Genomic DNA, 24,945 nt, shown 5'->3' on the forward strand with positions numbered 1-24,945 from the left:
GCCTCGGTAGGAATATCAAGACAACTGGTTGGACACGCCGCTGACCACATGGCCCGAAGGCACATGCTGCGACGCTGAATCGACATGGCCGGTCTGGTCGTCGAAGAAGAAGTCGGGTTCGAACTCGCGCAAAAATTCGCCCTTGGCCAGCCCGCCGAGAAACATCGCTTCATCGACCTCGATGTTCCAGTCCATCAGCGTGCGGATCGCGCGCTCATGCGCCGGTGCGCTGCGCGCAGTGACCAGCGCGGTGCGTATGCGCATGTGCGAGGTGCCGACTTGCTGCAGCCGGTGCAAGGCTTCAAGCAGCGGCTTGAAGGGCCCGGCCAGCAGGGGCTGCGCGGCCTTGTCGCGCTCATGCGCCTGAAAGGCCGACAGACCCTGCGCCTGGAACACGCGCTCGGCTTCGTCGGAAAAAAGCACCGCATCGCCGTCGAAGGCAATGCGCACTTCATGCGGGTGTTTGTCGCTGGCGTGGGCTGATTGGGGGTACACCTGCGCCGCCGGTACCCCGGCCGCCAGTGCGTCGCGCACGTCGCTCAGGTGGGCCGACAAAAACAGGTTGGCGTGCAGCGGCTTGAGGTAACGCCACGGCGCTTCGCCGCGGTTGAAGGTGCCGCGCTGGATGTTCAGGCCGTAGTGCTGGGCCGAGCGGAACACCCGCATGCCAGAGACCGGGTCGTTGCGCGAGAGGATGACTACTTCAACCGGCTGCCCACTGCCGCCCTCACCCCAACCCTCTCCCAGTGGGAGAGGGAGCAAGGCACCTGCACCCGGCTGTTCACTCCCTCTCCCTTTGGGAGAGGGTTGGGGTGAGGGCGGGGCCTGGTTAAAGGCCAACAGCTTCTTCACCAGCGAAAAAGCCACGCCGGGTTTGGCTGGCACGTCCAACCGGTCCAGTTGCAATTGCATATAGGCAGCGTCTTTTTTTCGGCCCGGCTCGGGTGGCTGCACCAGGCCGTCTTCAAACACGCGGTTTTCTTCCTCAAAGTCAAACAGCGCGCGTGACGAAATCGCCACCACCAGTTGCCCGTCCAGAGTTGCTGCCATGGTTTACCTGTTTACTGCGTAAGCTCAAGTGTGCGCCATTGCCCGCAGGCCACGCCATCGCGTGGCCACTGGTCGGGGCGGCTGACCTGGCGCACGCCGTTGGCCACCAGCTCTGCCGCCCGGATGATGCCGGCATGTGTGATCCAGACGCTATCGACGGCCTGCGGGAGCTCGTCAAAAGCCTGCGCCACGCGCGCCATCACCGCACCCACGCTGTCGCCGTGGCCACCCACCGCATGATCGGCAAAGTTCGCAGTCCAGACTTCAAACTCGCCCAGGGGGATGTCGGCCCAGGGCCGGCCCTCCCAGGCGCCGAAGTTCATTTCTTGTAGGCGGGCGTCGGTTTTATAGACTAAGTCCGGCCGCAGCTCAATCACCGCCTGTGCCAAATGCTCACATCTTTGTAGCGGCGATGTGCTGATGCAGGCCCCGGCCGGAAGCGCCGCGGCGAGGTCGCGGGCACACTCGAGCGTGACCTCGGGGCCAGCCGGCACGTCCAGCAAGCCGTAGCAAGTGCCTGGCGGGAACAGCACCTGCGCGTGTCGGACCAGCCAGAGCTTCATGCCGGTAACGGCATGAAGCCGCGCCGCGCGGCAATTTTCCGCTGGGCCGCCCCAAGGAAAATTCGCCCCCTTGGGGGGCAGAGAGCTACACGCAGTGAGGCGAACGTGGGGGCCAGTTTCATAGGCTAAGGGCCAGACCGAGGTAAAAAGCGATCTCGCAAACCTGCTGCGTGGCGCCCAGGCAGTCGCCGGTAAAACCCTGCAAACGGCGGGTGAACAGCCGCCCCATCCACAGCAGGGCAAGCACTGAAAAACTGCAAGCTGCTATTAAATTAACAGCTGTAAACGCAGTACTGACAAGGGCTAGGGCCAGAAAACACCATAAAAATGCAGCCCCCAGGCTGGGCAGCGTGATCTGGTCGGCCAACGGCTTGGATTTGGAGCCCGCCACGTCCCCGACGTGCGGCAGGATGCGAATCAGCAGCAGCGGCAGCGCGCGTGAGACCACATGGGCCGCAAACAGCGCGGCGGCAACCAGCCAGCCGTTGAAAGGGGCTTCCAGCGTGGCGCCGTCTGTATCGGTCAGCGTGCCCTCTGCGCTACCCAGCAGGCCCAGCAGCGCAACTTTGCTCAGCAGCGCCAGCACCAGCGCCATCGCGCCAAAGGCGCCGACGCGCGAGTCCTTCATGATCTCCAGCGCGCGGTCGCGGTCCGAACTGCCGCCCAGACCGTCGGCCACGTCGGCCAGCCCGTCTTCATGAAAACCACCCGTCAGCAGCACCGTGGCCACGGTGGACAGCGCGGCTGCAACCAGCGGCGCGAATGGGCTGGCGGGCAGCAGCGCCAGCAGCAACACATACACGCCCGCTGCCGCTGCGCCCACCAGCCAGCCAATTCCAGGGAAATGGGCGGCGCTGGCACGCAGCATGACCGGGCTGCAGCCGACCCACTCCGCCAGCCGTCCGGTCACCGGAATGCGGGTGAAAAACTGCACCGCCAGCAGGTAGTGGCGAATGAACTGGCTCATGACTTGGCCCCGGCATGGGCTGTCATTGCGGGCCTGACCCGCAATCCATGTTGGATCACTACGCCTTTTGGTAACTGCTGCATGGATCCCGGATCGAGTCCGGGATGACGAGACATGTACAGGGACATCACTGAACCGGCCATGATTTCACGTGTCCGCTTTCCCGCTGACGCCGGCCGACTCAAAACTCGCCATCTCCGCCATGAACAGCGCGGCAGATTGCAGCAGCGGCCAGGCCAGCAGGGCGCCTGTGCCTTCGCCCAGGCGCATGTCCAGGTCGAGCAGCGGTGTGGCCTGCAGATGGGCCAGCAGCAGGTGGTGGCCGCGCTCGGCCGAGCGGTGGCAAAACACCAGGTAGTCCAACACCTGCGGCGCCAGCGCGCACGCCACCAGGGCCGCCGCGCCGGCAATAAAACCATCGACCAGCACCACGCGGCGTTCGCTGGCGGCTTGCAGCATGGCGCCGGCCATCATGGCAATCTCAAAACCGCCCAGCGCAGCCAGCACCGCCAGCGGCTCACGCACGTCGGCATGGCGGGCGAGGGCGCGCGTGAGAACGGTCTGCTTGTGCGCCAGTTGCGCGTCATCCAGCCCGGTGCCGCGCCCGACCACATCGCTGACCGGCAGGCCAGCCAGCCGCGCCAGCAGCAGCGTCGCTGCCGAGGTGTTGGCAATACCCATTTCGCCAAAGGCCACCACGTTGCCGGGCAGACCCCGCACGACGTCCATACCGGCCTGCAGCGCCTGGTCGGCTTGCGCCAGTGACATGGCAGGGCCTGCGCAGAGGTTGTGTGTGCCGGCGGCGATTTTGCGCTTCAGCAGTTGCGGGTGGTCGGCCAGCTCGGCGGCGACACCGGCATCGACGACCTGCAAGGCAAAGCCATGCTGGCGCGCAAACACATTGATGGCGGCACCTCCCGCCAGCATGTTGCCCACCATCTGTAGCGTCACCGCCTGCGGAAAGGCCGACACGCCCTCAGCGGCAATGCCGTGGTCGGCGGCAAACACCACCATCTGTGGCGCTTCAAAGCGCAGACTGTCGCTGCGCTGGATCATGCCGATTTGCAGCGCCAGGCGCTCCAGTTGGCCGAGGGCGCCCTGGGGTTTGGTTTTCTGATCGATCTTGTGCTGCAGGCGGGCTGCCAGCGCGTTGTCCGCAGTGGCTTCAATTTCAGGCAGGCAGGGTGTTGTGTGGGCGGTCATCGGTAATTTTTTTGAGGCAGGCGGGGCAGAAGCAAGAGGCTCCAGTTGTGCCGGTGTTTGTTGTGGAGGCGGAGCTGGCTGGTACGCGCATGAGGTGCGGCAGCTTGACGCACCAGCATTCATTGTCGCCACCGACCATGCCGCAGCGAAAAGCCGCACCGCAGCGATGACACGACGAGTTGAGTTCCGCGTTGGTGCCTGCTGTAGTCATGGAAAAGCCGCCTCAGGCCTGCAAAAACAAGCGATAAACCGGGTTGTCGGTCTCTTCCACGTGCGGGTAGCCCAGGGTATCCAGAAACGCTTTGAAAGCCTTGTTGTCGGCCTTGGGCACCTGTAGCCCGACCAGGATGCGGCCATAGTCGGCGCCCTGGTTGCGGTAATGGAACAGGCTGATGTTCCAGCCCGGCTTCATGGCGCCCAAAAACTTCATCAGTGCGCCAGGCCGCTCGGGGAACACAAAACGCAGCAGACGTTCGTCTTTGGACAGCGCGCTGTGTCCGCCCACCATGTGGCGGATGTGTTCCTTGGCCAGCTCGTCGTGCGTCAGGTCCAGCGATTTAAAGCCGTGTTTGCTGAAGTTGTTGGCGATTTTGGTGCTTTCACCCTTGCCGTGGGTGGTCAGGCCGATAAACACATGGGCTTCTCTAGCATCGCTGATGCGGTAGTTGAACTCGGTCACGCTGCGCGGGCCGCCGGGCAACTCGCCTATCAATTCGCAAAAACGCCGGAAGCTGCCGCGCTCTTCAGGAATCGTCACCGCAAACAAGGCCTCGCGCTCTTCACCGACCTCAGCACGCTCGGCGACAAAGCGCAGGCGATCAAAATTCATGTTGGCGCCGCACAGGATGGCGGCGTAGGTTTCGCCCTTGGTTTTGTGGGTGGCCACGTACTGCTTGATGGCGGCCACACTCATGGCACCCGAGGGCTCGACAATGCTGCGGGTGTCGATGAACACATCCTTGATGGCAGCGCAGACGGCGTCGGTGTCCACCGTGATGAACTCATCGACAAGCGCACGGCTGATGCGGAAGGTTTCCTCGCCGACCAGTTTGACGGCCGTGCCATCGGCAAACAGGCCGACATCGGGCAGCGTGACGCGCTTGCCGGCGCTCACCGACAGCGCCATCGCGTTCGAGTCGCTCATCTGCACGCCGATGACCTTGACCTCGGGACGCACCGCCTTGATGTAGTTGGCCACGCCGGAGATCAGCCCGCCGCCACCAATGGCGACAAACACCGCGTCGAGCGAGCCCTTGCCGATGGTCTGGATCTGCCGCAGGATTTCCATGGCGATCGTGCCCTGGCCGGCAATCACGTCCGGGTCGTCAAAGGGGTGCACAAAGGTCATCCCGTTTTTTTTCTCCAGCGTGAGCGCGTACAGGTGCGCGTCCGAGTAACTGTCGCCGTGCAGGATCACCTCGCCGCCGAGTGCCCGGACCGCATCGACCTTGACCTGTGGCGTGGTGACCGGCATCACGATGACTGCGCGCGTGCCGAGTTTGTGCGCGCCCAGCGCCACCCCCTGCGCATGGTTGCCGGCCGAGGCGCAGATCACGCCCTTCTTGAGCTGGGCTGCGCTTAAATGCGCCATCTTGTTGTAGGCGCCGCGCAGCTTGAAGCTGAACACCGGCTGCTGGTCCTCGCGCTTGAGCAGCACCGTGTTATGCAGGCGCTTGCTCAGGTTTTTGGCTGGTTCCAGACCGGACTCGACGGCCACGTCATAGACGCGTGCAGTTAGGATTTTTTTTAGATAGTCGGCTGGGTTGAGGCCGAAAGTCTTAAGCGGTGCGGAATTTTTTTTTGAGGTCGATTTCATCTTTGTTTCTCACGCCGGGTGGAGTCGAGTGTCGAGCGCAAAGTCTTCAATGCTTAAACGGTCGAACATTCCACGGGCCCCCACAACATCAATCACGAGGTTCCACGAATGCGCGCTGACCACGCTAGGCACCACCAGAAGTGGGTGAATATCAAGCAGCGCGTTGCCAAAGGCTTGCTGACCGGCGCTTACCGCACCGGGGCGTAGCCATCCTTTGTTCGGTACTGTTGCTGGGTCGAGCACATGCGCCTTATCAGGCCTGGAAATCCTGATCTGCAGGAGCTTGTGGGCAACCGTATCGAGAACTTTGAACCCCTTGTGCACCGCCACCTCCATGATCGCCGTGGCCGGGTCCAAAGCGCAATAGATGACACGACGCCCCTTGGGGGACCATCGCCCGCCTACCTTGAACGCACCTTCCCCCTTTTTCCAGGTCTTGGCATGAGTTGCAGCTTCCATTCTCCAAACCAAAATCTCTGTCTTCGTGGTCGAACCGCCAAGCGCAGGCGGCAAAGGGGTCAAGCGTACACCCCGTACTCCATCCTGGTCAGATGGTCCCTTACCAGTTCTGCGCCAGAGCTGGTGGCAATCAAATCGATTGGTTTTCTCCCGTCTAAACCGAGGGCTGGTTTTAAAAGCCATTCCTCAGCTTCAGCATGGCTGCCCAGAATGTTTTCTGCCATGGAGGTGATCTCAATCAAGGCCAGCGTCGCATCCGAGGCCCCGCGCGGCAGCAACTCATCTTTTCGTCTGTTTGCCGTCTTGCTGCTGATGCCGATGACCGAATAAACCTGGGGCTTGCTGATGTGAATGTACGAATCTAAAAGCGTGATCAGAACTTCGGTGCGCACGCCCTTGTTCACCACATCGTGCCGTGAGATCTGATTGAGCTGGCCTACAAAAGTTCGAAGGCTGCTCCAGTTGTTGTCGGGCGATTTAATTACCACAGACTTGCTGGCGGGACGAAACCTCGGTGTACGTGAGATCGGTGCGGCTGTGCTCATGATGGTCTCCTTGGACAAGTGGGATGATACACCAGGACAAATGACCACGATTCAGAATAAAAAAAAGCCGCCAAGTCCGAAGACCTGACGGCTTTTGAGCTTTGAATCTCAAGCTGGCTTATGCCAGCCGGGGATCAGAAAGCGTGGCGAACGCCCAGGTACAGCTGGCTGGGATCCTGGCCAACAGCGTTGTTAGGCGTACCGTTCAGTGCAGCCTGCGTGTACAGGTTGTAGCCGGCGGCGGACTGGTTGTTGATCTTGGCGTAAGACACGCCCACCGATGTACGCTTGGACAGTGCGTAGTCGTAGCCCACAGAGAACATCGTAGCGCCAGTGTTAGGCGTGGTCGTGCCATTCAGCTTGACTTGTTGGGCCTTGGTGTAGGTGACCAGGAAGGTGCCAGCGCCGAGCGGCACAGTCACAGGGATGGAGAATGCGCGACGACGGTTTTCAGCAGCAGCGCCGCCGATGGTGCCGCCGTTGATTTGCGAGCTGTCATAGGTCAGGCCAACGGTGGCAACACCGAAGTTCCAGTCGATGAAAGCGGAGCCAGCGCTCTGGTCGTTACGTGCTGCACCAGTGACACGGCTTTCGGAATTGGCATCCCAGAACGACACGCCCGTCCTCAGGGGGCCGTTGCTGTAGTTCAGGCCCAGAGACATTGCGCGGCCTTTGCCTGCATCGCCCACGGCGCCTTCAGAACCAACCCAGTTGGTGCTGTAGTTCGCCTGGCCCTGGAAGCCAGAGAAGTTAGGCGTGGTGTAGCGGACAACGTTGACCGAACGGCTGGCGTTGGCAATCGCGTTGGTGCCGCCGTTGACATAACCGAGGATGGAGCAGCTAGAAGCTTGCAAAGCAGTAGAGCGAGCGCCGTGCTGGTCAGAGCCCAGGCAGTAGTGGGTGTCCAACTTGCCGAGCTGGACCATGCCCAGGCCGCCGCGCAGGCCGACGAAGGTGTTACCACCAGCTTGTGCGGCAGCTGGGGATTCGTCAAGGCGGAAGCGGGTGTCGATCTGGAAAACAGCTTTCAGGCCGCCACCGAGGTCTTCAGTGCCACCGATGATGAAACGCGAAGAGCCGTCAGCAATGGCCAAGCCGTTACCGTTGGTACCAGCGCCGCCGCCAGAATATTTGGTTTGTGCAACGCCGCCCTTGACGATGCCGGACAGGGTCACAGAAGACTGAGCGAAAGCGCTAACAGCCGCGAATGCAGCCAGAGCAACTAGGGATTTTTTCATTGCGAGTTTCTCCAAGGTTAAACATAGGGCTCCAGGATTTTGGATCCCCGGGCCAACCTCCATTTAGGAAGTTGTATGTATTGCACCAGAGGCCGGGAGCTTTCGCAAAGGAATTAGCTCGCTAAATACATTTCCGTTGCACACCTGCAACAAATACTGACTGCTTGTGGAAAAGATGGGCCAGCTCCGTCACATGCCTTCTTGTTGCGGATTGATTTAATCACTATTAATCGTTATGATTAATTGAAGTCGAGCGCCTCGGAGAAGTTTCTTTTTTAATTGATGTTGAGTTTGTTCGGCGTATAAAGATCAGTCATGACACAGGCAGAAACCAAAGTACTTACCGCTCATGTTCCACTGCCACTGGCCAATAAGGTCGATCAGATGGCTGCACGTTTTGATCGGTCGCGTGGCTGGGTCATGAAGCAGGCGCTATCGGCGTGGATCGACCAAGAGGAAGAGCGTAGTCGTCTGACACTTGAGGCGTTGGCTGATGTGGACGCTGGTCGGCTCCTCGACCACCTGGCCGTGCAAGCCTGGGCTGACAGTCTGAATACCGATAGCCCGTTGCCGGTGCCGCGTTGATGGAGTTGAAGTGGACGAGCAAAGCGCTGTCCGATCTGTCGCGGGTCTACGAATTCTTGGCTTCGGTGAAGGGGGTCGTGGCGGCGCGCACTCTGCAGTCTCTCATTGGTGCACCGCTCAAGCTGTTGGCGAATCCGCGCATCGGTAGAAAGCTCGAGGAGTTCGAGCCGCGAGAGGTGCGCCGAGTGATCGTGGGGCAGTACGAAATGCGCTACGAGATTCGGGGGGCTACGCTTTACGTGCTGCGCTTGTGGCATACGCGTGAGGATCGTTAACATGGATACCCTGCTCAACGCCGCTGACAGTGCCCTGCGCACGCTGTTTGCCAAACCACATGCGAGTCGAAGCTGCCCGACTGTCGCCGGACAAACAACGGAGTTGTCCAGCGCAGACAAAGCACTGGCCGGCGCGCTGATGCGCGTCAACCATGTGGGCGAGGTGTGTGCCCAGGCGCTGTATGCCTCGCAGGCGCTGAGCACGCAAAACCCGGTGCTGCGCCAGCATTTCATCGAGGCCAGCAAGGAAGAGGGCGACCATCTGGCGTGGACCCGCGACAGGCTCGATGAATTGGGCACCCGGCCTTCGCTGCTCAATCCGCTGTGGTACGCTGGAGCGTTCGGATTGGGCCTGCTAGCCGGGCGGCTGGGTGACAGGGTCAGCCTGGGTTTTGTGATGGAGACCGAACGCCAGGTGGAGTCGCATCTGGCCAGCCACCTGGAACGCCTGCCGCAGGGCGACCACGCTTCACGCGCCATCGTGGCGCAGATGAAGGACGACGAGGCGCGCCATGCCCAGGAGGCGCAGGGCGCTGGCGGCTTTGATTTGCCCACGCCCGTGAAGGCCTTGATGCGCGCGTCGGCCAAAGTCATGACAACGACGGCGCATTACATCTGAGACGAGACGCTCCTCTTTTGATAGCTGTCTGCGCCCGCTGGATATGGGCTGACGGCTGATTTGACTTGAAATCAGGCTTCGATCAGCTCAAAACTCGTGGTGATGTCGGCGGTCTTGCCGAGCATGATGGTGGCCGAGCAGTATTTGTCGTGGCTCATCGCAATCGCGCGCTCCACGGCGCTGGCCGGAATGCCGCGCCCGCTGACCACAAAGTGCATCTGGATGCGGGTGAACACCTTGGGGTCGGTTTCTGCCCGTTCGGCGCTGAGCCTGACGGTGCAGCCGCGCACGTCGTGGCGGCCCCGTTTGAGAATCAACACCACGTCGTAAGCGGTGCAGCCACCAGTGCCGGCGAGCACGGTTTCCATGGGGCGGGGCGCGAGGTTGGCGCCGCCGTTGTCTGGTTTGGCGGCATCCGGCGCACCGTCCATGACCAGCGTGTGGCCGCTGCCGGTGGTGGCCAGAAAACGCATCGCTGACCCCGGCGCGCTGGTTGTGCCGGCAGAAATGTTTGGGCCGGTCCAGCTCACTGTGCATTCCATAAATCTCTATCCTTTAAAACCAGAAATAGTTGGATAAAACGCTGTAAATGTTCATTTTTCACAACAGATTATTGCTGCGGTGCAACACGGCTCCGCTATACTGAAATCATCGCATGAACAAGGCAAATGTTTTCATGCAATGCTTGTCTCCTCCATCCCTGAAAGGGTGGATTTACAGGTCCAGATCGCAAGGTCTGGACCTTTTTTCTTGCCCGCAGGTTTCCCATAGCTGGAGCCCGCCCTGCACTGCGGACCCAAACGGCCTGTAGGTGATTGTCAACAGCGCTGCCTATACTCGCGCATTGTTTTAACCGGGTAAGCGGATGTTTTGTAGCGCAGCAAGAGTGTTGGCGGCTGTGGCTGTGTTGCAACTGGCAGCCTGTGCATCGCCGCCCATTGTGTCCGAGGGGCCGGCGACGCAGGCCGGGCTGGCTGCCACGCCCTGGACCATCGCGTCCGGTGCTGCGCCGGGCGCGCCGGCCTGGCAGCACTACAAATTGCCGGGCAAACAGCCCAGCCAGTTCAGCTACGTCCGCAAGGACGGGCGTGACGCCATGGTGGCGCATTCGACATCTTCCGCCAGCATGGTGCGCCAGGCGGTTCGCATCGAGCCGGATGAACTGGGCAGTGTCCGGTTTTCATGGAAGGTGCCCAACCTGATCGCCCAGGCCGACATGGCCTTGCGCGAGATGGACGATTCGCCGGTGCGCATTGTGCTGGCCTTTGAAGGCGACCGCAGCAAGTTCTCGGGTAAAAATGCCATGCTTTCCGAACTGGCGCGCGCGCTGACAGGGGAGGAGATGCCCTTCGCCACCTTGATGTATGTGTGGTGCAACTCGCGCCAGCCGGACAGTGTGATTGTCAACCCGCGCACCGACCGTATACGCAAACTGGTGGTGGAGTCCGGCACCGGCAAGCTGCGCCAGTGGGTGGACTATGAGCGAAACATCCGCGCCGACTATGAAAAGGCCTTCGGCGAGACGCCTGGGGCGCTGGTGGGCATAGGCATCATGACCGACAGCGACAACACCCGCAGCACGATCCAAGCCTGGTACGGACCTGTCACCGTGGGGGCTTTCGGGCGTATGAAGTAGCTGCAGAGCAGCGGTGGGTGAAGGAAAGCCCTGATGCCGTCCCGGCCTGCTTATTGCATAGTAGTGGTCTTTCAATTGACGAGGAGTTTTCATGAAATTCAAACAGCTTGCTTGGGTCTCTGCCGCCCTTGCGGTATTTGCGGCCGCACCGGCTTTACAGGCCAAGCCTTTCAAATGGTCCAGTGCCAGCGACATTCCCACGCTGGACATCCATTCCCAAAACAATGCGCTGGGTAACGGGGTGCATGCCGCGATTTACGACTCGCTGGTTTATTACAACAGCCAGACTTTCAAGCCCGAAGCCCAGCTAGCGACGGCCTGGCGCGATGTGTCGCCAACGCAGGTGCGCTTTACCCTGCGCTCCGGCGTGAAGTTCAGCGACGGCACGCCGTTCACGGCGGACGATGTGGTTTATTCGATCACACGGGCCATGGCCAAGACCTCGAATTACGCCATCTACACCCAGGGTATCGATAAGGCGGTCAAAGTCAACGACACCACCGTGGACTTGATGATGAAAGGCCCGAACCCGGTGCTGCTGAGCCAGTTGACCGAGCTGCGCATCATGAGCAAGGCCTGGGCGGAAAAAAACAAATCCGTTGAGCCCAAAGACATCCGCGCCAAGGATGAAACCTTTGCCCACCGCAACGCCATGGGAACCGGCCAGTTCATGGTCAAGGAATGGCAGCCCGACCAGAAGCTGGTGCTTGTCAAGAACCCCAATTACTGGGGCACCATTCCTTCGAATGTGACGGAAATCATCTACACCCCGATCAAGTCCGAAGCGACGCGCGTGGCCGCGCTGCTGTCGGGAGAAGTCGATTTGGTGCTGGACCCGAGCCCGCAGGATATGACGCGTCTGCGCGGCAATTCCAACCTCAAGGTGATCGACGGCATCGAGAGCCGCACCATCTTCTTCGGCATGGACCAGTTCAGGGATGAGCTGCCCGGCTCGAACGTCAAGGGCAAAAATCCGCTCAAGGACCTGCGTGTGCGCAAGGCGCTGTATCAGGCCATCGACATCAACAGCATTGTCCGCGTGACGCTGCGCGGTCTGGGTCAGGCCACCGGCACCATCGTGGCGCCCCAGGTCAACGGCTGGAACGAGACGGTGCACAAACGCTTCCCTTATGACCCGGAGGCGTCTAAAAAGCTATTGGCGGAAGCCGGCTATCCGCAAGGTTTCGAGGTGGATTTCGCCTGCCCGAACAACCGCTACATCAATGACGAGGAAATCTGCCAGGCCGTGACGGCCATGTGGTCGCGCATCGGTGTCAAGGCCAAGCTGCGCACCTTGCCGCTGGTGACCTACTTCCCGATGATTCAGCGTTACGAAGCCAGCATCTACATGCTGGGCTGGGGCGTGCCGACCTTTGACGCGCTGTACAGCCTGCAATCGCTGACGCGCAGCGTCGGTACCGGTGGCGATGGCAACTACAACGTCGGCCGTTACAGCAACCCGCGCATGGACATCATCGTGGACCGCGTGAAGATCGAAACCGATTTGCCGGTGCGTAACCGCTTTCTGACTGAAGGCCTTCAATTGAGCAACGACACGGTGTCGCACCTGCCGCTTCACAACCAGATCATTCCCTGGGCCATGAAGAAAAATATCGACGTGACACACCGGGCCGACAACCGGCTGGACTGGCGAGTCATCAAGGTCAACTGATCGGCCTGGGTCCGCGAGAAATTCAAAAGAGCCCTCAGGGGCTCTTTTTTTGATCACAAAATATTATCTTTAAACCTAAAGGAAACCCGATGTCGGCACGTTGCTTGCTCTGCTAGCATCGGCATTCGATAAAAAAACCCGCACGATGTTCGCATTTATTCTCCGTCGCCTGTTCCAGGCCGTGATCGTGATGGTTACGGTGGCTTTTCTGGCTTTCATGCTGTTCCAGTACGTGGGCGACCCCGTGGTGTTTCTGCTCGGGCAGGACGCCCAGCCGGACCAGATCCGGCAGCTCCGCGCTGATTTGGGGCTGGACAAGCCTTTTTTCGTGCAGTTCGGCCACTTCCTGGTCAATGCTGTGCAAGGCGAGTTCGGCTTGAGCCTGCGCCAGGGTGCCAAGGTGTCGCGGCTGATTGCCGAGCGCTTTCCGGCCACGCTGGAGCTTGCGCTGGTGGCGGCCCTGATGGCGCTGCTGATTGGCGTGCCCATGGGTGTATATGCGGCCTTGCGGCGGGGCACTTTTTTCAGCCAGTTGTTGATGACGGTGTCACTGCTCGGCGTGTCGCTGCCGACCTTTCTGATCGGCATCCTGTTGATCCTGATTTTCGCGGTCGGCCTCGGCTGGTTTCCCAGTTTCGGGCGCGGTGAGGTGGTGCAGATGGGCTGGTGGAGCACCGGGCTGCTGACCGCCAAAGGCTGGCAACACATTGTTCTGCCGGCAGTGACGCTGGCCATTTTCCAGCTCACGCTGATCATGCGGCTGGTACGTGCCGAAATGCTTGAAGTCCTGCGCACCGACTACATCAAGTTTGCACGCGCGCGGGGTCTGTCCAACCGCACCATCCATTTCGGGCATGCGCTCAAAAATACGCTGGTGCCGGTCATGACCATCACCGGCCTACAGCTAGGCGGCCTGATAGCCTTTGCCATCATCACCGAGACGGTGTTCCAGTGGCCCGGTATGGGCCTGCTGTTCATTCAGGCCGTGACTTTTGCCGATATTCCCGTGATGGCCGCCTACCTGTGCCTGATTGCGTTGATCTTCGTGGTCATCAACCTGGTGGTGGACCTGCTTTATTTCGTCGTTGACCCGCGCCTGCGCGTGGGCAACGCCGGAGGCCACTGATGCTGGCGCCCCGTCCCGCCCCGACGCTCAAAGCCAAGGGTCGCGTATTTGCCCAGATTGCCCAATTCCATCCGGAGCTGACGGCTTTTCGGCGTGACCTGCATGCGCATCCCGAACTCGGTTTTGAAGAGGTTTATACCGGCGCGCGCGTCCGGGAGGCGCTTGAGCGCTGCGGGGTGGACGAAATCCACACCGGCATCGGCAAGACCGGCCTGGTGGCTGTTATCAAGGGCCAGCAGAGCGGCAGCGGCCGCATGATCGGCCTGCGTGCCGACATGGATGCGCTGCCGATGACCGAGCACAACGAGTTTGCCTGGAAGTCCTCCAAAGCCGGCTTGATGCACGGCTGCGGGCACGACGGGCACACCACCATGCTGGTGGGTGCGGCGCGTTACCTGGCCGCCACCCGCAACTTCGACGGCACGGCGGTGCTGATTTTTCAGCCTGGTGAAGAGGGTTTTGCCGGCGCCCGTATCATGATCGAGGACGGCTTGTTTGAGCGCTTTCCGGTGCAGGCTGTGTACGGCATGCACAACTGGCCGTCGATGCGGCCCGGCACCGTGGGTATCCGCCCCGGCGCTATGATGGCTGCAGCTGATCGCGTCACCATCGACATCACCGGCCGCGGCGGCCACGGCGCCCACGCCTACATGACGGTGGACCCGGTGGTGGTGTCGGCGCACATCATCACAGCGATCCAGAGCATTGTGTCGCGCAACGCCAACCCGATCGACAGTGCAGTGATCAGCATCTGCGCCATGCAGGCCGGTGACATGGGCGCTTTCAGCGTGGTGTCGGGCAAAGCCTCGCTGGTGGGCACGGTGCGCACTTTCAGCCCCGATGTGCAGAACATGGTGGAGCGCCGGCTCGGCGAGTTGTGCAGCGCCGTGGCCCTGGGTTTCGGCGCCACCGCCTCGGTGCGTTACGAGCGTATCTATCCCGCGACCATCAACTCCTATGACGAAGCCGTGTTTGCGGCCGACGTGGCCGAGGCCCTGGTCGGCGCCGACCAGGTGGTGCGCGACATCGCGCCCAGCATGGGCGCGGAGGATTTTTCCTTCATGCTGCAGGTCAAGCCGGGCGCCTACCTGCGCATTGGGCAGGGCGCCGAAAACGGCGTCGGCAGTTGTTTCCTGCACAACACCCGCTACGATTTCAATGACGACATCCTGCCACTGGGCGCCGCTTTGCATGCGGGCCTGGTGGAGCAGTCCATGCCTTTACCCGTGTAGCCTCAAGACATTTCCACCCACCGGAGAATTCCATGAACTTCAAAAAGAAAACAGTCCTGGCCCTTATCAGCTCTGCGCTGGCAGCTACAAGTTTTGTAGCATCTGCAGTCACCTTGCGGGTCGGCAACCAGGGCGATGCCCTGTCGCTGGACCCGCACTCGCTCAATGAATCGCTGCAACTGACGGTGGTCGGCAATGTCTATGAGCCGCTGGTCACGCGCGACCGCAACTACAAATTGGCGCCATCGCTGGCCACCGACTGGAAGCAGACCGCGCCGACGGTCTGGCGCTTTAACCTGCGCAAAGGCGTGACGTTCCATGACGGCACGCCTTTCACTGCTGACGACGTGATCTTCAGTTACGAGCGCGCCAAAGGCGATGGCTCCGACATGAAAAGTTATGTCGGCCAGATCAAGGAAATCAAAAAAATCGACGACCACACGATTGACTTCGTGTTGAACAACCCCTTCCCCATCCTGCCTGAGTTGTTCACGCAGTGGCACATGATGAGCAAGAAGTGGTGTGAGACCAACCAGGCGACCAAACCGGTGGATCGCCGCAAGGGCATTGAAAACGCCGCGTCCTTCCGCGCCAACGGCACCGGTCCGTTCCGCGTGCGAGAGCGTCAACCGAATGTGCGCACCACCTTTTCCCGCAACGGCAACTACTGGGGCAAGATCGACGGCAACGTCGACGAGGTGATTTTCAACGTGATCGGCAACGACAGCACGCGCGTCGCCGCACTGCTGTCCGGCGAGATTGACGTGATGGAACCGGTGCCGGTGCAGGACGTGGCCCGTGTCCAGGGCAGCAGCGCCCTCAAGGTGCTGCAGGGTCCTGAGTTGCGCGTGATTTTCCTGGGCATGGACCAGAAGCGCGACGAATTGCTGTTTTCCAGCGTCAAAGGCAAAAACCCCTTCAAGGACAAACGCGTGCGTCAGGCCTTCTACCAGGCCATCGACATCGAGGCGATCAAGAGCCGCGTGATGCGTGGTGCGGCCTCGCCGGTGGCCATCTTGTTGCCGCCGCAGGTCAAGGGTTTTGCCCCGGACCTGGCCAAACGCCTGCCGTTTGATGTGGAAGCCGCCAAGAAGCTGATGGCCGACGCCGGCTACGGCGCGGGTTTCGAGCTCAAGATGAACTGCCCGAACGACCGTTATGTGAACGACGGCGAGATTTGCCAGGCCGTTGCTGCCAACCTCTCGCGCATCGGCGTCAAAATCAACCTTGAGGCTGAAACCAAGGGTACTTATTTCCCGAAAATCCTGCGCCGTGACACCAGCTTCTACATGCTGGGCTGGACCGCCAGCACCGTGGACGCGCACAACGTGCTTTACCCCATCATGTCCACACCCGGTGAGGGCGGCCGCGGCCAGTTCAACCTGGGCGCTTACAGCAACGCACGCGTGGACGAGTTGACCAACCTGGTGGCGTCCGAGACCGACGACAAGAAACGCATGGAGATGATCCGCGAAGCGCTGAAGATCCACCAGGACGACGTGGGCCATCTTCCGCTGCACCAGCAGGCCATCAACTGGGCCACGAAGAAGAACATCGAACTGGTGCAGTGGCCTGACAACGGCATGCCCTGGAAGTTCGTCAAACTGAACAAGTAGACCTGTTGATGAGAAGCGCGCTTTTCCGGTTATGGGACGGCGACGTCGGCTACAGCTTTCGCACCTCCCCGGTGGCGATGGCGGCGGCCGCAGTCGCCCTGATCTGTATTTTTGGTTCGGTGTTTGCGGGCTTTATTGCCCCGCACAACCCGTTTGACCTGACAACACTTGAGCTCAGTGACGCGCGTTTGCCACCGGCCTGGTCAGAGGCCGGTTCGACCAAATATTTGCTTGGCACCGACGACCAGGGCCGCGACATTCTGTCGGCCCTGATGTACGGCGCCCGGGTGTCGCTGGCCGTGGGTTTTGCGTCGGTGGTTTTGTCGGTGGTGCTTGGCGTGGGCCTGGGCCTGCTGGCCGGCTTCTACGGCGGCTGGATCGACTCTGCCCTGATGCGTTTGTGCGATGTCATGCTGTCCTTCCCGGCTATTTTGGTGGCTTTGCTGATTGCGGGGGTCGGACGGGCGCTGTTTCCCAATGCCCAGGACTCGCTGGCGCTGGGGGTGCTGATCATCTCGATCACGCTCACGGGTTGGGTCCAGTACGCGCGGACCGTGCGCGGCTCGACCCTGGTCGAACGCAGCAAGGAGTATGTGCAGGCCGCCCGTGTGACCGGCGTGGCTCCGCTGCGCATCATGCGTCGCCATGTGCTGCCCAATGTCATGGGGCCGGTGCTGGTGCTGGCGACCATCCAGGTGGCCACGGCCATCATCACCGAAGCGACCCTGTCTTTTCTGGGCGTCGGCGCGCCGCCGACCTCGCCATCGCTGGGCACGCTGATCCGCATCGGCAACGATTACCTGTTTTCAGGCGAGTGGTGGATCACGGTGTTTCCCGGCGTCATGCTGGTGACGATTTCGCTGAGCGTCAATTTGCTGGGTGACTGGCTGCGCGATGCGCTGAACCCGCGCCTGCGCTAAAAAAATGGCCCCCACGCTTTTCACTTCGTGTAATACGCTGCCCCCCGAGGGGGCTAATTTCCCTTGAGGCGGCCCGGCGGGAAATTGCATGGCCCGCGCCTATACGTGCTGAGTAGTCAATGAGTCTTTTACAAGTCAAGAACCTGATCGTCGAATTCCCTGGCCGGCGCGGCACGCTGCGTGCGCTGGACGACATTTCCTTTGAAATCGCGCCGGGAGAAATCCTTGGCGTGGTCGGTGAATCCGGTGCCGGCAAGTCGCTGACGGGCGCGGCCATCATTGGCCTGCTGGAGCCACCTGGGCGCATTGGCGGCGGGCAAATTCTGCTCGAAGGCCAGCGCATCGACAACTTGCCCTATCAGCAAATGCGCCATATCCGCGGCCGCAAGATAGGCGCGATTTTCCAGGACCCGCTGACCTCGCTGAACCCGCTGTACAGCGTGGGTCGGCAACTGATCGAAACCATCCAGGCGCATTTGCCGGTGAGCCATGCCGAGGCGCGCCAGCGTGCGATCTCGCTGCTGCAGGACACCGGCATTCCGGCCGCCGAGCAGCGCATCGAACATTTTCCGCACCAGTTCTCTGGCGGCATGCGACAGCGTGTGGTGATTGCCCTGGCGCTGGCCGCCGAGCCCAAGCTAATCGTCGCCGACGAGCCGACCACAGCGCTCGACGTGTCGATCCAGGCACAGATCATCATGCTGCTCAAAAATATCTGCAAAAAGCGCGGCGCCGCCGTGATGCTGATTACCCATGACATGGGCGTGATCGCCGAAACCTGCGACCGCGTGGCCGTGCTGTATGCCGGGCGCATTGCCGAGATCGGCCCGGTGCATGAGGTCATCAACCACTCCTCGCATCCCTACACCGAAGGCCTGATGGCGGCCATCCCCGACATCACGCTGGACCGCGAGCGGCTTAACCAGATCGACGGCGCCATGCCGCGCCTGAACGCCATCCCGCAAGGCTGCGCCTTCAACCCGCGCTGCCCCAAGGTGTTCGAGCATTGCCGCCAGGAGCGGCCCGACCTGTTGTCGGCTGGAGCCACGCGCGCTGCCTGCTGGCTGCATGATGTGCCGGTGGGGGTGAGCGCATGAGCACCGCTGCACCACTGGTTCAGGCGCATGACCTGGCCATGACCTTTGACGTGTCACCGCCCTGGCTGAACCGGGTGATCGAGGGCAAGCCCCGGCTGATGCTCAATGCCGTCGATGGCGTGAGTTTCGAGATTGAAAAAGGCAAAACCCTGGCGCTGGTCGGCGAGTCCGGCTGCGGCAAAAGCACGGTGGCCAAACTGTTGGTGGGGCTTTACAACCCGACCCGTGGCGGCCTGACCTTCGATGGACAGGATGCCCATGCTGCCTTCAAAACGCCGCAAGGCCGGCAGTTGCGCAGCCGCATCCAGATGATTTTCCAGGATCCGTATGCCAGCCTGAACCCGCGCTGGATTGTCGAGGACATCGTGGGCGAGCCGCTGCGCGAGCATGGCCTGATCACCGACGATGCCGAGCTCAAGGCCAAGGTTGGCGAGTTGCTCAAGTCAGTCGGGCTGTCGCCGCTGGATGGACCCAAATACCCGCACCAGTTCTCGGGCGGGCAGCGCCAGCGCATCTCGATCGCGCGCGCGCTCGCGACCGAACCCGAGTTTTTGGTCTGCGACGAGCCAACCTCTGCGCTTGACGTGAGTGTGCAGGCGCAGGTGCTCAACATCATGAAGGACCTGCAGCGCGAACGCGGGCTGACTTACCTGTTCATCTCGCACAACCTTGCGGTGGTGCGCCATGTCAGCGACCAGGTCGGCGTGATGTACCTGGGCCGCTTGGTCGAACTGGCCAACAAGCAGACGCTGTTTGCGGCGCCGCGCCACCCCTACACACGCATGCTGCTGGACGCGATTCCGAAGATGCACGATACCGGGCGTGCCCGCACCCCAGTGCAGGGCGAGGTGCCCAATCCTTTGAACCCGCCCACCGGTTGCACCTTCCACCCGCGCTGTCCGCACGTCAACGACCGCTGCCGCGCCGAGCGGCCGCAACTCCTGACCCTCCAGGGCGTGAAGATTGCCTGCCATGCCGTGGAAGAAGGCAGAATTTAGCCGCTATGATTTTTGTAGCTGCCTGCGCCCGCAGGTTATGGGCTAGAGACCGATTTGATGCAAAATTTAACGGTAGGGGTTGGCAATGCCCAGGTCGGCCAATATCTCGACCTCGCGCGCTTCCATGGCCTGCGCATCGGTCTCGCCGGTCTCGTGGTCCCAGCCCTGCGCATGCAACACGCCATGCACCAGCAGATGCGCGTAATGGTCCTTCAGCGTCTTGCGGTTCTCGCGCGCCTCTTTGGCAACAACCGGTGCACACAGCACCAGGTCGGCGGCGACCAGGGGGCCAGCGCGATAGTCGAAGGTCAGCACATTGGTCGCGTAGTCTTTTTGCCGGTAGCTGCGGTTCAGGGTCTGGCCCTCTTCAGCATCGACGATGCGCACCGTGATCTCTGCGTCGCTGTCCAGCGCATGGCGTATCCAGCGCGCGACGCTGTGGCGTGGCAAGGCGGCGCGATGGCGCTTGGCGTCTTTGATGTCGCCGAACTGCAGCGACAGGCTGAGCTGCTTAAGAGCCATTGCGGCTTTTGGTCCGGCTTGGGCGCGCCACCGGCACCACCGCATCAACAGCGTCGTCGCCACGCAGCGGTTTCGGGGTGTAGCCGTCGTAGGCGTCCACGATGCGCGCCACCAGCGGATGCCGCACCACGTCGGCACTGGTCAGGCGCGTGATGGCGATGCCCTTGACACGTTTGAGCACACGTTCGGCGTCGATCAGGCCGCTGAGCTGGGTGCGCGGCAGGTCGACCTGGCTCACATCGCCAGTGATCACCGCCTTGGCACCAAAACCGATGCGCGTCAAAAACATCTTCATCTGTTCGGGTGTGGTGTTTTGCGCCTCGTCCAGAATCACAAACGCATGGTTCAGCGTGCGGCCACGCATGAAGGCCAGCGGCGCAATTTCGATCTGCTGGCGCTCAAACGCTTTTTGCACGCGCTCGAAACCCATGAGTTCGTACAACGCGTCGTACAGCGGCCGCAGATAAGGATCGACCTTCTGGTTCAGGTCGCCGGGCAGAAAACCCAGGCGCTCGCCGGCCTCGACCGCCGGGCGCGTCAGCACAATGCGCTGCACCGCGCTGCGCTCCAGCGCATCGACCGCGCAGGCCACGGCCAGGTAGGTTTTGCCGGTACCGGCCGGGCCGATGCCGAAGGTGATGTCGTGGGTGGCGATGTTTTCCAGGTAGGCGCCCTGGTTGCTGGTGCGCGCCCGCAGGTCGGCACGGCGCGTGGACAGCGCCATGGCACCGTCAGGCGCCACACTCAGCGCGGTATCGCCGGCCAGCATCAGCTGCACCTGCTCTTCCGGGATAGGTCGCTGCGCCATTTCGTACAGCGCCTGCAGCACTTCGAGTGCCTGCTGCGCCTTAGCCTTGGGCCCGTCAATCTTGAACTGCTCGAAGCGGTGCGCAATCGTCACCTGCAGCGCCGCCTCGATGGTGCGGATGTGAGCGTCCATCGGTCCGCACAGATGGCCCATGCGCGTGTTGTTGGGCGGCGAGAAGGTGTGACGGAGTATCAAAAGTTTGTTTTCCTTGTGGCAAGGCCGACAGATGGGTGATTGTCCCTCGATATTCAAGCCGGCGGGCAGCGCCAGTGCACTGATAAGATTTGCCCATGATTGGACGCATCACTGGCCTGCTGGCCGAAAAGAACCCGCCGGAACTGCTGGTGGACTGCAACGGCGTCGGTTACGAGGTGCTGGTGCCTATGAGCACCTTTTACAACCTGCCGGCGCTGGGCGAAAAAGTCAGCCTGCTGACGCATTTTGTGGTGCGCGAAGACGCGCAATTGCTGTACGGTTTTGGCACTGCCAGTGAGCGTGCGGCCTTTCGCCAGCTGATCAAGATATCCGGTGTCGGCCCGCGCACCGCCCTCAGCGTGCTCAGTGGCATGAGCGTCGATGAGCTGGCCCAGGCCGTCACCAGCCAGGAAGCCGGCCGCATCATCAAGGTGCCGGGCATAGGCAAAAAAACCGCAGAGCGCTTGCTGCTGGAGTTGAAAGGCAAGCTGGGCGCCGACATGGGCATCACCGTCAGCGTAGCCGATGATGCGCAGTCAGACATTCTTCAGGCGCTGGTGGCGCTGGGCTACAGCGACCGCGATGCGGCGCTGGCGCTCAAACCCTTGCCCAAGGACATTGGTGTCAGTGACGGCATCAAGCTGGCTCTCAAGGCGTTGGCGAAATAGCGCCCCCAAGCGGGAATTTGCTGCCGTGCCTGTCCTTATTTGGTCGTGATGGGTCTTGTCTGTGGATATCCGGTGGGATATACTTAACTGATGAACACCACGCTATCGATTTCTCCCTGGGGCAACAGCCATGGCATACGCCTGAGCCGCGAACTCATGCAAGCCATGCACATCACGCCTGACACACCGCTCGAAGTCGAGGTAATCGCGCCGGGTCGGCTGGAGTTGCGCGTTGCCCTCAAAAAGCGTTCGCTGGCGCAGAAACTGAAAGCCTATGACCCCCTTGTTCACAGTGGCGAGCTGATGACCGGGGCGGCAGTGGGCGCAGAGTTCGGTGCACGGTAAGCAAGGTGCTGTGTTGGCTGCCGAAAAACCGTGGGTGCCGGACCGGCGCGACATCATCTGGATCAATTTCAACCCGCAGTCGGGCAAGGAAATGCGGGATGTCCATCCCATGGTGGTTCTGACCACGCGTGCTTACAACGAGCGCACCTCGTTGGTGGTGGGATTGCCCATGTCCACGGCTGCCGCCAACGCCACCAATCCCTTTGCCGTTGACAACAGCCGTGGCGCCGGTGATCCCAGTTACGTCATTTGCAACCAGCCAAAAAGCATGGACTGGCGGCAAAGAGGTGCCAGGCCTCATGCCTCAGGCAAAGTGCGTGAGACTATTTTCAAACAGGCCTGTGCCGAGTTGAACGACCTGATTCAACTGGCCGGCTGATCGGCAACCCGCACCTGTTCATGACCATCCAGACCGACGACTTCGACATGTCCGGCGTGCCGCCTGTGAAGCGGGTGATGTCTGCGGCGCCCGCGTCTCCCAACGAAGAAGCCATCGAACGCGCCTTGCGGCCCAAACTGTTTGATGAATACGTCGGCCAGGCCAAGGTGCGCGAGCAACTCGAAATTTTTATCGGCGCAGCCCGCAAACGCAGCGAGGCGATGGACCATGTGCTGCTGTTTGGCCCGCCTGGCCTGGGAAAAACCACGCTGAGTCACATCATTGCGCACGAGCTCGGCGTCAACATGCGCCAGACCAGTGGACCGGTTCTGGAAAAGCCCAAAGACCTGGCGGCGCTGCTGACCAACCTTGAAAAAAACGATGTCCTCTTCATCGACGAAATCCACCGGTTGAGCCCGGTCGTCGAAGAAATTTTGTACCCTGCGCTGGAGGACTACCAGATCGACATCATGATCGGTGAAGGCCCGGCGGCGCGCAGCATCAAGCTGGACTTGCAGCCCTTCACACTGGTCGGCGCCACCACCCGCGCCGGCATGTTGACGAATCCGCTGCGGGATCGTTTTGGCATTGTGGCGCGGCTGGAGTTTTACAGCGCTGAAGAGCTGGCCCGGATCGTCAGGCGTAGCTCGGGCCTGCTCAAGGTGCCCATGGACGAAGAAGGCGGTTTTGAAATTGCCCGGCGTTCGCGCGGCACACCGCGCATCGCCAACCGCCTGCTGCGCCGGGTGCGTGACTATGCCGATGTCAAAGGCAAGGGTCAGATCACGCTGGACATCGCCAACAAGGCGCTGGCCATGCTGGATGTGGACCCGCAGGGCTTTGACGTGATGGACCGCAAATTGCTGGAGGCGGTGATCCACCGCTTTGACGGCGGGCCGGTGGGCCTGGACAACATTGCCGCCAGCATTGGCGAAGAGCGTGACACGATTGAAGACGTGATCGAGCCCTATCTGATTCAACAGGGTTATCTGCAGCGCACACCGCGCGGGCGTATCGCCACGCTGGCGGCTTACCGGCACCTCGGGGTGACGCCCCCCGGTACCGGTGCCGGCCTTTTTGAACCCGGAACCTGAGCCCGCCATGAACCTTGCCGCAAGCCTGTCACCCAAACGCCGCTGGCTATGGGTGGGGGCGGTGGCCGTGGTGCTGGTGGCCGCAGGCGCCGCATGGTGGGTGCAGCGCAGCCCGCGTGTTGATGTGCTGGAGCTGCGTTACACGCCCTTGCTCCGCACCCTGCAATTTTCTGCGCGTGTGGCCACGCTGTCGCGGGTGGACATCGGCAGCACCGTGACCGGCCGTGTGGCCCAGGTGCGGGTGACCGAAGGGGCGCAGGTGCGCCAGGGCGAGGTGCTGATTCAGCTTGAGACCGATGAGCTGCGCGCCGCCGTGACACAGGCCGTCGCTTCCGAGCAGCAGGCGCAGGCGCGGCTGGCCGGCCTGCGCAGCACGGGCCGCACTGCGGCGCAGTCTGCATTGATGCAGGCCGACTCGACGCTGAAAGCCGCCGAGGCCGAACTGGCGCGTACCCAGCAACTCGTGAAGCAGGGTTTTCTCAGTGAAGCGCGGCTCGATGAAGTGCGGCGTGCGGTGGAAGTAGCCCGTGCGCAGCAGACCGGCGCCCGCGCGCAGACCCAGGCCAATGCCGAGGCAGGTACCGATGTGGCCCAGGCGCAGGCGCAACTGGCTCTGGCCAGCGCGGCAACGGCAGCGGCGCGTGCGCGCCTGGCCCAGGCAGCCGTGCTGGCGCCTACCGATGCGCGGGTGTTGACGCGCGAGGTGGAGCCCGGGCAAATCGTGCAGCCCGGCAAGGCCCTCATGAGCCTGGCGCTGGCCGGGCCCACGCAACTCAGTGCGCAAGTGGATGAGCGTTTTCTGGACCAGTTGCGAGTGGGCCAGAACGCGGCCGTGGTGGCCGATGCCTTTGCCGACCAGCGCTTTGCCGCGCGGGTGCTCTCCATTGCTCCGGCGGTGGATGCGCAACGCGGGGCGATTGAAGTCAAGTTTGCACTGCAGCAGCAGGCGCCGGTGTTTCTGCGCGAAGACATGACGCTGTCGGTTGAGGTTGAAACCGGCCGGCGTGAGCGCGCCCTGGTGCTGCCGCTCGGCGCCCTGCGCACCCAGGCTTCACCCACAGCGGCAACGGTGCTGGTTGCGCTTGAAGGGCGCGCCCAAGAGCGGCAGGTGCGCCTGGGTCTGCGCACGCTGGATGCGGCCGAGGTGCTGGAAGGCCTGGCTGAAGGCGACGCGGTGCTGCTGGGCGGCAGCGTGCCCGCAGGTGCCCGGGTGCGCGTGCGGGCGGTGGCCTGGCAGCCCGGCCAGCCGGTGGGCAAGGCTGTTGCGGGGCCAGACGCCGGCGCGGCCCTGACCAACGCCATGGGGCGCTGACGCGC

The 24,945-nt window shown here is 61.8% G+C and carries 28 protein-coding genes; 16 read left to right on the top strand and 12 right to left on the bottom strand.

The window, feature by feature from the left end; all coding sequences use genetic code 11:
* Nucleotides 1-15: 15 nt before the first annotated feature.
* The 9 genes from Q8O29_RS12655 to Q8O29_RS12695 all read right to left on the bottom strand — a co-directional run bounded on the left by Q8O29_RS12655 (nucleotide 16) and on the right by Q8O29_RS12695 (nucleotide 7,841).
* Nucleotides 16-1,050, bottom strand: coding sequence for a 5'-nucleotidase (locus Q8O29_RS12655; protein ID WP_305563305.1), 1,035 nt, complete (start codon nucleotides 1,048-1,050; stop codon nucleotides 16-18).
* A gap of 11 nt (nucleotides 1,051-1,061) precedes the next feature.
* Nucleotides 1,062-1,613 carry a histidine phosphatase family protein gene (locus Q8O29_RS12660; RefSeq protein ID WP_305563307.1) on the bottom strand — a complete coding sequence of 184 codons (552 nt, stop codon included), beginning with the start codon at nucleotides 1,611-1,613 and terminating at the stop codon, nucleotides 1,062-1,064.
* Nucleotides 1,614-1,731: 118 nt separating this feature from the next.
* Nucleotides 1,732-2,580: an adenosylcobinamide-GDP ribazoletransferase gene (locus tag Q8O29_RS12665; protein ID WP_305563309.1), complete on the bottom strand. Its 849-nt coding sequence runs from the start codon at nucleotides 2,578-2,580 to the stop codon at nucleotides 1,732-1,734.
* Between the two features lie 147 nt (nucleotides 2,581-2,727).
* Nucleotides 2,728-3,783, bottom strand: a complete 1,056-nt coding sequence (gene cobT / locus Q8O29_RS12670; RefSeq protein WP_305563311.1) for a nicotinate-nucleotide--dimethylbenzimidazole phosphoribosyltransferase — start codon at nucleotides 3,781-3,783, stop codon at nucleotides 2,728-2,730.
* On the bottom strand, nucleotides 3,752-3,994 hold the full coding sequence (locus Q8O29_RS12675) for a cysteine-rich CWC family protein (RefSeq protein WP_305563313.1): 243 nt from the start codon (nucleotides 3,992-3,994) through the stop codon (nucleotides 3,752-3,754). Before Q8O29_RS12675 ends, cobT begins: the two co-directional genes overlap by 32 nt.
* A gap of 12 nt (nucleotides 3,995-4,006) precedes the next feature.
* On the bottom strand, nucleotides 4,007-5,599 hold the full coding sequence (gene ilvA / locus Q8O29_RS12680; RefSeq protein ID WP_305563315.1) for a threonine ammonia-lyase, biosynthetic: 1,593 nt from the start codon (nucleotides 5,597-5,599) through the stop codon (nucleotides 4,007-4,009).
* Nucleotides 5,600-5,608: 9 nt separating this feature from the next.
* Nucleotides 5,609-6,121 carry an RES family NAD+ phosphorylase gene (locus Q8O29_RS12685; protein ID WP_305563317.1) on the bottom strand — a complete coding sequence of 171 codons (513 nt, stop codon included), beginning with the start codon at nucleotides 6,119-6,121 and terminating at the stop codon, nucleotides 5,609-5,611.
* Nucleotides 6,118-6,603: an antitoxin Xre/MbcA/ParS toxin-binding domain-containing protein gene (locus Q8O29_RS12690; RefSeq protein ID WP_305563319.1), complete on the bottom strand. Its 486-nt coding sequence runs from the start codon at nucleotides 6,601-6,603 to the stop codon at nucleotides 6,118-6,120. Before Q8O29_RS12690 ends, Q8O29_RS12685 begins: the two co-directional genes overlap by 4 nt.
* 134 nt (nucleotides 6,604-6,737) lie before the next feature.
* On the bottom strand, nucleotides 6,738-7,841 hold the full coding sequence (locus Q8O29_RS12695) for a porin (protein ID WP_305563321.1): 1,104 nt from the start codon (nucleotides 7,839-7,841) through the stop codon (nucleotides 6,738-6,740).
* A 315-nt stretch (nucleotides 7,842-8,156) separates the two neighbouring features.
* On the opposite strand from Q8O29_RS12695, the gene Q8O29_RS12700 reads away from it, so the two are divergent.
* The 3 genes from Q8O29_RS12700 to coq7 are packed head-to-tail and all read left to right on the top strand — an operon-like array spanning nucleotide 8,157 to nucleotide 9,320.
* Nucleotides 8,157-8,426, top strand: coding sequence for a CopG family ribbon-helix-helix protein (locus Q8O29_RS12700; protein ID WP_305563323.1), 270 nt, complete (start codon nucleotides 8,157-8,159; stop codon nucleotides 8,424-8,426).
* Complete coding sequence (locus Q8O29_RS12705; RefSeq protein WP_305563325.1) at nucleotides 8,426-8,701, top strand: type II toxin-antitoxin system RelE/ParE family toxin; 276 nt, start codon at nucleotides 8,426-8,428, stop codon at nucleotides 8,699-8,701. The genes Q8O29_RS12700 and Q8O29_RS12705 overlap by 1 nt, the downstream gene beginning before the upstream one ends.
* Nucleotide 8,702: 1 nt before the next feature.
* Nucleotides 8,703-9,320: a 2-polyprenyl-3-methyl-6-methoxy-1,4-benzoquinone monooxygenase gene (gene coq7, locus Q8O29_RS12710; RefSeq protein WP_305563326.1), complete on the top strand. Its 618-nt coding sequence runs from the start codon at nucleotides 8,703-8,705 to the stop codon at nucleotides 9,318-9,320.
* 71 nt (nucleotides 9,321-9,391) lie between these two features.
* Here coq7 and Q8O29_RS12715 read toward each other — a convergent pair whose 3' ends face one another.
* Nucleotides 9,392-9,862 carry an OsmC family protein gene (locus tag Q8O29_RS12715; RefSeq protein ID WP_305563328.1) on the bottom strand — a complete coding sequence of 157 codons (471 nt, stop codon included), beginning with the start codon at nucleotides 9,860-9,862 and terminating at the stop codon, nucleotides 9,392-9,394.
* A gap of 356 nt (nucleotides 9,863-10,218) precedes the next feature.
* Between Q8O29_RS12715 and Q8O29_RS12720 the strand changes: the two genes are divergently transcribed.
* From Q8O29_RS12720 to Q8O29_RS12755, 8 genes are all read left to right on the top strand, one after another.
* On the top strand, nucleotides 10,219-10,956 hold the full coding sequence (locus tag Q8O29_RS12720) for a DUF3047 domain-containing protein (protein WP_305563329.1): 738 nt from the start codon (nucleotides 10,219-10,221) through the stop codon (nucleotides 10,954-10,956).
* A gap of 91 nt (nucleotides 10,957-11,047) precedes the next feature.
* Nucleotides 11,048-12,628 (top strand): ABC transporter substrate-binding protein, encoded by a 1,581-nt coding sequence (locus tag Q8O29_RS12725; protein ID WP_305563331.1) that lies wholly within the window; start codon nucleotides 11,048-11,050, stop codon nucleotides 12,626-12,628.
* A gap of 145 nt (nucleotides 12,629-12,773) precedes the next feature.
* A complete protein-coding gene (locus tag Q8O29_RS12730; RefSeq protein ID WP_305563333.1) occupies nucleotides 12,774-13,754 on the top strand; it encodes an ABC transporter permease in 981 nt (326 codons plus the stop codon).
* Nucleotides 13,754-14,986, top strand: a complete 1,233-nt coding sequence (locus Q8O29_RS12735; protein WP_305563335.1) for a M20 aminoacylase family protein — start codon at nucleotides 13,754-13,756, stop codon at nucleotides 14,984-14,986. Before Q8O29_RS12730 ends, Q8O29_RS12735 begins: the two co-directional genes overlap by 1 nt.
* Before the next feature lie 32 nt (nucleotides 14,987-15,018).
* Nucleotides 15,019-16,602 (top strand): ABC transporter substrate-binding protein, encoded by a 1,584-nt coding sequence (locus tag Q8O29_RS12740; protein WP_305563337.1) that lies wholly within the window; start codon nucleotides 15,019-15,021, stop codon nucleotides 16,600-16,602.
* A gap of 8 nt (nucleotides 16,603-16,610) precedes the next feature.
* The gene (locus tag Q8O29_RS12745) at nucleotides 16,611-17,522 is read left to right on the top strand and encodes an ABC transporter permease (RefSeq protein ID WP_305563339.1); all 912 of its coding nucleotides are present in this window, start codon (nucleotides 16,611-16,613) and stop codon (nucleotides 17,520-17,522) included.
* A gap of 119 nt (nucleotides 17,523-17,641) precedes the next feature.
* The gene (locus Q8O29_RS12750) at nucleotides 17,642-18,619 is read left to right on the top strand and encodes an ABC transporter ATP-binding protein (RefSeq protein ID WP_305563341.1); all 978 of its coding nucleotides are present in this window, start codon (nucleotides 17,642-17,644) and stop codon (nucleotides 18,617-18,619) included.
* On the top strand, nucleotides 18,616-19,617 hold the full coding sequence (locus Q8O29_RS12755; protein WP_305563343.1) for an ABC transporter ATP-binding protein: 1,002 nt from the start codon (nucleotides 18,616-18,618) through the stop codon (nucleotides 19,615-19,617). The genes Q8O29_RS12750 and Q8O29_RS12755 overlap by 4 nt, the downstream gene beginning before the upstream one ends.
* Before the next feature lie 66 nt (nucleotides 19,618-19,683).
* Here the strand turns inward: Q8O29_RS12755 and ybeY are convergent, their stop codons facing one another.
* A complete protein-coding gene (gene ybeY, locus Q8O29_RS12760; protein WP_305563345.1) occupies nucleotides 19,684-20,139 on the bottom strand; it encodes an rRNA maturation RNase YbeY in 456 nt (151 codons plus the stop codon).
* Nucleotides 20,129-21,142 carry a PhoH family protein gene (locus Q8O29_RS12765; protein ID WP_305563347.1) on the bottom strand — a complete coding sequence of 338 codons (1,014 nt, stop codon included), beginning with the start codon at nucleotides 21,140-21,142 and terminating at the stop codon, nucleotides 20,129-20,131. The genes ybeY and Q8O29_RS12765 overlap by 11 nt, the downstream gene beginning before the upstream one ends.
* 95 nt (nucleotides 21,143-21,237) lie before the next feature.
* Between Q8O29_RS12765 and ruvA the strand changes: the two genes are divergently transcribed.
* The 5 genes from ruvA (at nucleotide 21,238) to Q8O29_RS12790 (ending at nucleotide 24,940) form a co-directional block, all read left to right on the top strand.
* Entirely contained in the window at nucleotides 21,238-21,810 is a 573-nt protein-coding gene (gene ruvA, locus Q8O29_RS12770; RefSeq protein WP_305563349.1) for a Holliday junction branch migration protein RuvA, read from the top strand.
* Between the two features lie 90 nt (nucleotides 21,811-21,900).
* Nucleotides 21,901-22,155 carry a hypothetical protein gene (locus tag Q8O29_RS12775; protein WP_305563351.1) on the top strand — a complete coding sequence of 85 codons (255 nt, stop codon included), beginning with the start codon at nucleotides 21,901-21,903 and terminating at the stop codon, nucleotides 22,153-22,155.
* A 10-nt stretch (nucleotides 22,156-22,165) separates the two neighbouring features.
* Nucleotides 22,166-22,534, top strand: a complete 369-nt coding sequence (locus Q8O29_RS12780) for a type II toxin-antitoxin system PemK/MazF family toxin (RefSeq protein ID WP_371134231.1) — start codon at nucleotides 22,166-22,168, stop codon at nucleotides 22,532-22,534.
* 20 nt (nucleotides 22,535-22,554) lie between these two features.
* Nucleotides 22,555-23,628, top strand: a complete 1,074-nt coding sequence (gene ruvB, locus Q8O29_RS12785) for a Holliday junction branch migration DNA helicase RuvB (RefSeq protein ID WP_305563354.1) — start codon at nucleotides 22,555-22,557, stop codon at nucleotides 23,626-23,628.
* Between the two features lie 7 nt (nucleotides 23,629-23,635).
* The gene (locus Q8O29_RS12790) at nucleotides 23,636-24,940 is read left to right on the top strand and encodes an efflux RND transporter periplasmic adaptor subunit (RefSeq protein WP_305563356.1); all 1,305 of its coding nucleotides are present in this window, start codon (nucleotides 23,636-23,638) and stop codon (nucleotides 24,938-24,940) included.
* Nucleotides 24,941-24,945: the final 5 nt, after the last annotated feature.

The organism is Polaromonas sp., assembly GCF_030689685.1.
Lineage (GTDB): Bacteria > Pseudomonadota > Gammaproteobacteria > Burkholderiales > Burkholderiaceae_C > Polaromonas.

Excerpts from the sequence above, each read along its gene's own strand:
- Q8O29_RS12655 (WP_305563305.1), bottom strand. The coding sequence starts at position 1,050 with ATGGCAGCAACTCTGGACGGGCAACTGGTGGTGGCGATTTCGTCACGC.
- Q8O29_RS12660 (WP_305563307.1), bottom strand. The coding sequence starts at position 1,613 with ATGAAGCTCTGGCTGGTCCGACACGCGCAGGTGCTGTTCCCGCCAGGC.
- Q8O29_RS12665 (WP_305563309.1), bottom strand. The coding sequence starts at position 2,580 with ATGAGCCAGTTCATTCGCCACTACCTGCTGGCGGTGCAGTTTTTCACC.
- cobT (WP_305563311.1), bottom strand. The coding sequence starts at position 3,783 with ATGACCGCCCACACAACACCCTGCCTGCCTGAAATTGAAGCCACTGCG.
- Q8O29_RS12675 (WP_305563313.1), bottom strand. The coding sequence starts at position 3,994 with ATGACTACAGCAGGCACCAACGCGGAACTCAACTCGTCGTGTCATCGC.
- ilvA (WP_305563315.1), bottom strand. The coding sequence starts at position 5,599 with ATGAAATCGACCTCAAAAAAAAATTCCGCACCGCTTAAGACTTTCGGC.
- Q8O29_RS12690 (WP_305563319.1), bottom strand. The coding sequence starts at position 6,603 with ATGAGCACAGCCGCACCGATCTCACGTACACCGAGGTTTCGTCCCGCC.
- Q8O29_RS12695 (WP_305563321.1), bottom strand. The coding sequence starts at position 7,841 with ATGAAAAAATCCCTAGTTGCTCTGGCTGCATTCGCGGCTGTTAGCGCT.
- Q8O29_RS12700 (WP_305563323.1), top strand. The coding sequence starts at position 8,157 with ATGACACAGGCAGAAACCAAAGTACTTACCGCTCATGTTCCACTGCCA.
- Q8O29_RS12705 (WP_305563325.1), top strand. The coding sequence starts at position 8,426 with ATGGAGTTGAAGTGGACGAGCAAAGCGCTGTCCGATCTGTCGCGGGTC.
- coq7 (WP_305563326.1), top strand. The coding sequence starts at position 8,703 with ATGGATACCCTGCTCAACGCCGCTGACAGTGCCCTGCGCACGCTGTTT.
- Q8O29_RS12715 (WP_305563328.1), bottom strand. The coding sequence starts at position 9,862 with ATGGAATGCACAGTGAGCTGGACCGGCCCAAACATTTCTGCCGGCACA.
- Q8O29_RS12725 (WP_305563331.1), top strand. The coding sequence starts at position 11,048 with ATGAAATTCAAACAGCTTGCTTGGGTCTCTGCCGCCCTTGCGGTATTT.
- Q8O29_RS12730 (WP_305563333.1), top strand. The coding sequence starts at position 12,774 with ATGTTCGCATTTATTCTCCGTCGCCTGTTCCAGGCCGTGATCGTGATG.
- Q8O29_RS12735 (WP_305563335.1), top strand. The coding sequence starts at position 13,754 with ATGCTGGCGCCCCGTCCCGCCCCGACGCTCAAAGCCAAGGGTCGCGTA.
- Q8O29_RS12740 (WP_305563337.1), top strand. The coding sequence starts at position 15,019 with ATGAACTTCAAAAAGAAAACAGTCCTGGCCCTTATCAGCTCTGCGCTG.
- Q8O29_RS12745 (WP_305563339.1), top strand. The coding sequence starts at position 16,611 with ATGAGAAGCGCGCTTTTCCGGTTATGGGACGGCGACGTCGGCTACAGC.
- Q8O29_RS12750 (WP_305563341.1), top strand. The coding sequence starts at position 17,642 with ATGAGTCTTTTACAAGTCAAGAACCTGATCGTCGAATTCCCTGGCCGG.
- Q8O29_RS12755 (WP_305563343.1), top strand. The coding sequence starts at position 18,616 with ATGAGCACCGCTGCACCACTGGTTCAGGCGCATGACCTGGCCATGACC.
- ybeY (WP_305563345.1), bottom strand. The coding sequence starts at position 20,139 with ATGGCTCTTAAGCAGCTCAGCCTGTCGCTGCAGTTCGGCGACATCAAA.
- ruvA (WP_305563349.1), top strand. The coding sequence starts at position 21,238 with ATGATTGGACGCATCACTGGCCTGCTGGCCGAAAAGAACCCGCCGGAA.
- Q8O29_RS12775 (WP_305563351.1), top strand. The coding sequence starts at position 21,901 with ATGAACACCACGCTATCGATTTCTCCCTGGGGCAACAGCCATGGCATA.
- ruvB (WP_305563354.1), top strand. The coding sequence starts at position 22,555 with ATGACCATCCAGACCGACGACTTCGACATGTCCGGCGTGCCGCCTGTG.
- Q8O29_RS12790 (WP_305563356.1), top strand. The coding sequence starts at position 23,636 with ATGAACCTTGCCGCAAGCCTGTCACCCAAACGCCGCTGGCTATGGGTG.